The organism is Phaeovulum sp., from assembly GCF_047638075.1.
In the GTDB taxonomy this organism is placed as follows: domain Bacteria; phylum Pseudomonadota; class Alphaproteobacteria; order Rhodobacterales; family Rhodobacteraceae; genus UBA6197.
Genome location: NZ_JBLJBV010000099.1, coordinates 98,443 through 105,235 on the forward strand (window position 1 = coordinate 98,443; position 6,793 = coordinate 105,235).

Below are 6,793 nucleotides of genomic sequence, written 5' to 3' on the forward strand. Positions count from 1 at the left end.
GATAACGCGGGCAGGCGTGATGGATGCCGGCTTATGTCAGCCCCTGGATTGCTTTTGCGGCTGCGCGATAGCGGGCATGGCCGTCATTGAATGCAGATTTCAACGCCAGAACCGGCTCTATCACGCGTGATATTGCTGGTGGCGCCGCGATTTCCGCACCTGCGCCAGTGTCAGCCATCATTCCCAGACGTGCGGCACCAAATGCCCCGCCAAAGTCACCAGAGACAGGCAAAGACACGGGTATGTTCAGCGCGGTGGCAATCGCTTGCAGCCAATAATCCGACCGGGATCCGCCACCTACGGCCAACAGCGAGTCAAATCGCGTTCCAGTGCTTGCCAGTGCATCGCGACAGTCACGCAACGCAAAGGTGACCCCTTCAAGAACGGCACGGGTCGCGCCCTGCCGGTCAGTTGCGTGTTCCAACCCGATGAAGGCGCCCCGGATGGCAGCATCGTTCAGGGGTGTTCTCTCACCGCCCAGATAAGGCAGAAACCGCGTCTTTCCGGGGGCTTGCAGGTTACCTAGCGCACCCGTCAATACCTCGGGGTCAACGGCTGCCAACCGCGAAAACCAGTTCAGCGCGTCCGTCGCTGCAAGAATGACACCCATCTGATGCCAGGTTCCCGGCAATGCGTGGCAAAATGTGTGTACGGCACTGTCTGCATTGGGGTTATAGCCTTCATGTGCCGCAAACAACACGCCCGAAGTCCCTAGTGAGACAAAGGCCTGCCCCGATTTGACCACGCCAACACCGATCCCCGAGGCAGCATTATCACCAGCCCCCCCGGCCACAACAACGCCGGCCCCCATGCCGAATCGTTCGGCCAACAGGGGCCGTAGGACGCCCGACACGGCCGATCCCTCCACCAGACGCGGCATCTGCGCGCGGCTAAGCCCGGTCGCGGCAAGCAGTGAATCGGACCAATCCCTTTCGCCACATTCCAACCAGCTTGTCCCGGCGGCGTCCGACATTTCGCTTACATGATCACCGATCAACCAGAGGCGAAGATAATCTTTAGGCAACAATACTTTGGCCACATTTTCAAAAATCTGTGGCTCATGCTTTGCTACCCATTTCAACTTTGGCGCGGTAAAGCCGGGAAATACGATATTTCCCGTCAACGCACGAAACTTGGGCTTCGCGTCCAGCGCCGCAGCCTCGATATGGGCGCGCGTGTCGTTCCATAAAATACAGGGCCGTAGAACGTCATCAGAGGCCGACAACAACACGGCCCCATGCATCTGACCCGATAACCCAATGCCGCGCACCGACGCCAGCCCATGCACAGAAAGATGGCCCAGCACGGCCTCGGCTGCGGCAATCCAGTCCGCAGGCGACTGTTCGGCCCAGCCTTCCGCGGGGCGGCTGATCGAAAGGGGGGCTGATGCCTCGGCTACAACCCGTTGCGCATCGTCAATCAGCACCCCTTTCAGCCCCGATGTGCCAAGATCCAACCCCAAGTACATTAGACACTCGCTCCTCTGGTTTCTGGTCGGGAATGCGTATCGCCAGAATATCCTTATCAGTGGCATCAGCAACACTGTCGTTGCGAATTATTTTCCCTTCATCCCAATATCATGGGATGGGTAAGACAAGGCCCGGTTTATTCCTGAGCGCCCCGACGCAGCCCAGTGACAGTCCTCACCCCGCCGTCTCAGAGGATCTTGCCCAAAGGTTGATCGCCTCGTCCTGTGCGTGGCTGTCAATTTCCGCCAACTCTTCGGTGGTGAACGACAAGTTGTTGATGGCACCGCAGCAATCGGTGACCTGTTCGGGCTTTGACGCCCCAATCAGCGCGGTGGTTATGCCCCCCTCGCGCAGCACCCAGGCGATGGCCATCTGTGCCAGCGTTTGGCCGCGCCGCTCCGCAATGGCGTTCAGGGCGCGGATATTGTCAATTACCGCAGGGGTCAGCGCGTTTGGATCAAGCGATTTACCCTGCACCGCGCGCGATCCGTCGGGGATGCCGCCCAGATACTTGCGTGTCAGCATCCCCTGCGCCAGCGGCGTGAACGCGATAGAACCGATGCCAAGGTCCGCCAGTGTTTCGCGCAACCCATCATGTTCCACCCAGCGGTTGAGCATGTTGTAGCTGGGCTGATGAATGACGCAAGGCGTGCCAAGGTCTTTCAAGATCGTCGCCGCCTGCCGGGTCCGGTCAGAGTTATAGCTGGAAATTCCCACATAAAGCGCGCGGCCCGACCGCACGATATGATCCAGCGCGCCCATTGTTTCCTCTAGTGGCGTATCGGGGTCAAAGCGGTGCGAATAGAAAATATCGACATAATCCAGCCCCATCCGCTTTAGCGATTGGTCGCACGATGCTATCAGATATTTCCGGCTGCCCCATTCGCCATAAGGTCCGGGCCACATATCATAGCCCGCCTTGGAGGAGATGATCAGCTCATCCCGGTAGCTGGAAAAATCGGTGCTGAGGATCTCTCCAAAGGCGGTTTCCGCCGCGCCAGGGGGTGGGCCGTAGTTATTGGCAAGGTCAAAGTGGGTGATTCCGTGGTCAAACGCGGCCCGACAGATCGCGCGTTTGGTGGCATGCGGTGTATCATGGCCGAAGTTATGCCATAGCCCCAGTGCAACGGCGGGTAGTTGCAAACCTGACTTGCCGCAACGGCGATAGATCATCCGCTGATAGCGGTCTTCGGCGGGAACGTAGCGCATGGCATCCTCCGGTAACGCTTGGTTAATCACACCACAAGGGGGGGCTGCGTGCAAGTTGCACCCGCGCGCCACATCAGCGATGTTGGGGGAAAAGAGGGATGGATGTAGCGTATGGCATTTGGTTTTTGGCGGTTCGCAAGTGCGCTGGCCAATCGTGTGGCCGACAGCAACCTTGGTCTGATTGCCGCGGGTGTCGCATTTTACGCAATGTTTGCGGTCTTTCCCGGCCTGACCGCTACCATAGCAATTTGGAGCCTGGTCGCTGACCCGGCGGTGATCGAAAGCTATCTGACAGTCGCCGCCGAGTTCATTCCCCCTGATGCCTACGCTATTTTGAACAATCAGATCATGGCGCTGTTGTCGGGCCCGCGTGCCAGCCTTGGCTGGGCCACGGCGGTCTCGGTGGCCATCGCGCTCTATTCGGCGCGGGCTGGGGTGGGGGCGCTGGTGCAGGGATTGAACGTTATTCACGGCATCCAGCAACGCGGCGCCTTCGGGTCCATCATTGCGGGGTATGTGATGACGCTGGCATTGGTCGGGGTGATGCTTTTGGCGCTGGCGACGGTTGTAGCGGTGCCTTTGGTGCTGGCTTTTGTGCCGTTCGATCTGTTGAACGGCTGGTTGCTATCTGGGTTACCCTGGGGGGCAATGTTTCTTTTGGTGCTGACGGCGCTGGGTATTCTTTACCGCTACGGGCCGAATACCAAGGGGCATCGTGATCCCTGGTTGACCTATGGTGCGGTATTGGCCGCTTTGGCCTGGGCCATGGCCTCGGTTGGGTTTTCCTATTATCTGGCGAATTTTGGCAGCTATAACCGGATTTACGGGTCGATCGGGGCGGTGATCGTGCTGCTGATGTGGCTCTATCTTTCGGCTTATTCGGTGCTGCTGGGGGCCGCGGTGAATGCCGAATTGGCGGCGCGGGCAAGAAGGGCTGCCCGCGCCTGACCCTTATCAGATGTCGAACTTGACGCCTTGCGCCAACGGCAACTGGGCCGAATAGTTGATCGTGTTGGTCTGGCGCCGCATATAGCCTTTCCACGCGTCCGACCCGCTTTCGCGGCCACCGCCGGTTTCCTTTTCGCCGCCAAACGCGCCGCCAATCTCGGCGCCTGACGGGCCGATGTTGACGTTAGCAATGCCGCAATCGGACCCGACGGCGGACAGGAAGGTTTCAGCCTCGCGCAAATTCAGCGTGAAGATGCACGACGACAGGCCCTGCGGGACATCGTTTTGAAGCGCAATCGCCTCATCCAGCGTCTCATAGCCAATAACGTAAAGGATTGGCGCAAAGGTTTCCTCGCAGACCGATGCCGTCTGGCCCGGCATATCGACCACGGCGGGTTCTACATAGGCACCGCCCTGCGGCACGCCGCTGGCAACCGGTTTGCCACCATAGACCCTGCCACCTTCGGCCTTGGCCTGTTCCAGCATCGCCAGCATCCGGTCGCGCGCCCCGTGGTCAACCAACGGGCCGATCAGCGTGGTTTCCTTGCGCGGATCACCGATGGGCAGGCTACCGTAAGCCTTGGTCAGCCGCGAAACCAGATCCTCGCGGATCGAGTTATGCACGATCAGGCGCCGAAGCGACGTGCAGCGCTGCCCCGCCGTGCCAACCGCAGAAAAGACAATCGCGCGCACGGCCATGTCGATATCGGCCGAGGGCGCCACGATCATCGCGTTGTTGCCGCCCAGTTCCAGAATCGAGCGGCCAAAGCGTTGCGCGACCTTTGGCCCCACGATCCGCCCCATTCGGGTCGACCCGGTGGCCGAGATGATCGGCACATCTTCAGAGGCAACCAGCGCCTCGCCAACATCCGGGCCGCCGATGATCAGCTGACACAACCCCTCGGGGGCGTCGCCAAAGCGGGCCAGCGCCCGCTCCATGATCTTCATCGAACCCATCGCCGTTAGCGGGGTTTTCTCGGACGGCTTCCAGATGACCGGGTTGCCACAAACCAACGCCAACGCCGTGTTCCATGACCAGACCGCAACCGGGAAGTTGAACGCCGAGATAACGCCCACCGGGCCCATCGGTTGCCAGGTTTCCATCATCCGGTGGCCGGGGCGTTCAGACGCGATGGTCAGCCCGTAAAGTTGCCGCGACAGGCCAACGGCAAAGTCGCAGATGTCGATCATCTCTTGCACTTCGCCCAGGCCTTCCGAGGTGATCTTGCCGGCCTCAAGCGTGACCAGCGCACCCAGCGCATCCTTGGCGGCGCGCAATTCCTCGCCCAAAAGGCGGATCAGTTCGCCACGGCGGGGGGCCGGCACCTGCCGCCATTCCTTGAATGCGGCTTGCGAGCGGGCAATCACGGCGGGCATATCGGCGGTGGTGGTTTCCTTAACCCGGGCGATCTCGGCGCCGTCAATGGGCGAATGCACGGCAAGCGAGCCGCCGCTGATTTCGCCGGTCAGGCCGAGGGCCTTGAAGATTTCGTCGTTTGTCATGGCCTTAGGCTCCTTGTTGCGTAACGGTGGCGCGCTGGTCCGGCATCCCCATGGAAACCAGAACCGGGTTAGACGATTGGCGCGCCTGGAAGGCGGATTTAGACCCTATTCCGGCCCAATCTGCCAGAATAAGGGATTGCGCCACAGCCCCGCCCAGCGTGGTGCCGGGGCCGGTGACAATAAACACGTCAGGCGCAAATTCCCGCGCAGCGGTGGTTATGGCGCGGGTGAAATCATACGGTGCTATGACCTGATGGCCAAGCGTGTAGTCCCACAGTTGCGCGGTATCGGTAGCGCCCGGCCACCAGATCGCACCGCGCCCGTCCACCATCGGGATTGCGGGCTGGCGGAACAGATCGGCCGAAAGCCGCGCCCGTCCGGCCTGCGCCACCGGTTCCTGAAGGGCCGTGTGAAATGCCGCATGGTTAGCCAGACGCATTGGAAAGCGCCCCTGAAGCGGCGGCACGGCGGCTTCAAACGCCGCAAGCCCGGCGTCATTTCCGGCCAGTACCAGCATGCCGCCCAGATCAATCGACAGGCCCAGAACATGCCCCGCGCGGCCGCCGATTTCGGCAACCTGCGCCAATAGCGCGGCTTTGCGTGCCGGGTCGGGCAGCCAGTCATCATCCATGAACGGATAGATCAACTGGCCGCCGATCAACGCCTCTTGCATCAGGGTGCCCATGGTGTTGACCACCTCGAACCCGCCCTCGGGGGAAAGTGCGCCGCCACAGGCCAGTGCTGAATACCAGCCCATCGAATTGCCGGTCACCGCCACCACTTCGACGCCGTCCAGCGCCCGAAAGTCGGCCAGCGTCGCGGCATAGATCAGTGCTGACGCATTGTCGCCTCGCGTATGTTTGGCCACCGAATAGGTGCTGGTGCCATCCAGCGCCGATAGCGTTTCCTGCCCTGCCGCCGCACGCGCCGCGTCAAACCGCGCCAACAGGGCCGCATCGGTAAAATGACGCCCCAGAACGCCCAATTCGGTCTTGGTATAGGTGCCGCGACCGGGGCAAATAACAACTGCTCTCATTTCTGCATCAGCCGCAGGGCCGCCTCCTCGATGCTTTTGGCCGAAGGCAGCGTTGCGGCATAGGCGGGCCCCGTCGCAATAAAGCAATCTTCGGCAGTCACCCGCGCAATCGGGCTTTGCCCGGCCTCGGTCATCAGTGCCATCAGTGCTTCTGACTGGCTACCGGTGCGGCGGCACTCATCGACAATCAGCACATGATCGCAGCCGTCGGTCGCGGCAAGTATCGCGGCCTCGGGCAGCGGCGCCAGCCAGCGGATGTCAATCACCCGTGCCTTGATGCCCCGCGCCGCCAGTGCCACCTCGGCCTGACGGGACAGATAATAGCCGTTGCCATAGGTCACGATCGCAAGGTCTTTGCCGCTGCCGTGTTGGCCTATTTCACCCAGCGAAATGCGTTCGTCCGGGGCGGGATAGACACACATCCAGCCGCCGTCCTTCTCATCCAGAAGGTCGCGCATCGGGTAAAGGGCGATGGGTTCGACGAACACCACCAGGCGCTGTTCCTCGCGGGCGAGTCGCACACATTCGCGTAGCATTTTCGCGGCATCGGCCCCGTTCGACGGAACAGCGAGTATCAGCCCCGGAATGTCGCGCAGAACCGCCAACGAGTTGTCGTTGTGGAAATGCC

At 61.1% G+C, this 6,793-nt stretch carries 6 protein-coding genes; 1 reads left to right on the forward strand and 5 read right to left on the reverse strand.

The features are described 5' to 3' along the window. Positions 1–31: 31 nt before the first annotated feature. Together xylB and mgrA are read right to left on the reverse strand one after the other, a co-directional pair. A complete protein-coding gene (xylB, locus tag ACM62R_RS15080) occupies positions 32–1,468 on the reverse strand; it encodes a xylulokinase (protein ID WP_415184869.1) in 1,437 nt (478 codons plus the stop codon). A 175-nt stretch (positions 1,469–1,643) separates the two neighbouring features. Next, positions 1,644–2,678, reverse strand: coding sequence for an L-glyceraldehyde 3-phosphate reductase (gene mgrA / locus ACM62R_RS15085; RefSeq protein WP_415184870.1), 1,035 nt, complete (start codon positions 2,676–2,678; stop codon positions 1,644–1,646). A gap of 111 nt (positions 2,679–2,789) precedes the next feature. Here mgrA and ACM62R_RS15090 point away from each other — a divergent pair, with 111 nt between their 5' ends. Further along, positions 2,790–3,626 (forward strand): YihY/virulence factor BrkB family protein, encoded by an 837-nt coding sequence (locus ACM62R_RS15090; protein ID WP_415184871.1) that lies wholly within the window; start codon positions 2,790–2,792, stop codon positions 3,624–3,626. A gap of 6 nt (positions 3,627–3,632) precedes the next feature. Here the strand turns inward: ACM62R_RS15090 and ACM62R_RS15095 are convergent, their stop codons facing one another. From ACM62R_RS15095 to ACM62R_RS15105, 3 genes are all read right to left on the reverse strand, one after another. Next, positions 3,633–5,129 carry an aldehyde dehydrogenase family protein gene (locus ACM62R_RS15095; protein ID WP_415184872.1) on the reverse strand — a complete coding sequence of 499 codons (1,497 nt, stop codon included), beginning with the start codon at positions 5,127–5,129 and terminating at the stop codon, positions 3,633–3,635. Between the two features lie 4 nt (positions 5,130–5,133). Continuing rightward, entirely contained in the window at positions 5,134–6,165 is a 1,032-nt protein-coding gene (locus ACM62R_RS15100; protein ID WP_415184873.1) for an ACP S-malonyltransferase, read from the reverse strand. After that, a partial coding sequence (locus tag ACM62R_RS15105; protein WP_415184874.1) for a transketolase C-terminal domain-containing protein occupies positions 6,162–6,793 on the reverse strand: 632 nt, incomplete at its 5' end. The genes ACM62R_RS15105 and ACM62R_RS15100, both read right to left, overlap by 4 nt.

Excerpts from the sequence above, each read along its gene's own strand:
- xylB (WP_415184869.1), bottom strand. The coding sequence starts at position 1,468 with ATGTACTTGGGGTTGGATCTTGGCACATCGGGGCTGAAAGGGGTGCTG.
- mgrA (WP_415184870.1), bottom strand. The coding sequence starts at position 2,678 with ATGCGCTACGTTCCCGCCGAAGACCGCTATCAGCGGATGATCTATCGC.
- ACM62R_RS15090 (WP_415184871.1), top strand. The coding sequence starts at position 2,790 with ATGGCATTTGGTTTTTGGCGGTTCGCAAGTGCGCTGGCCAATCGTGTG.
- ACM62R_RS15095 (WP_415184872.1), bottom strand. The coding sequence starts at position 5,129 with ATGACAAACGACGAAATCTTCAAGGCCCTCGGCCTGACCGGCGAAATC.
- ACM62R_RS15100 (WP_415184873.1), bottom strand. The coding sequence starts at position 6,165 with ATGAGAGCAGTTGTTATTTGCCCCGGTCGCGGCACCTATACCAAGACC.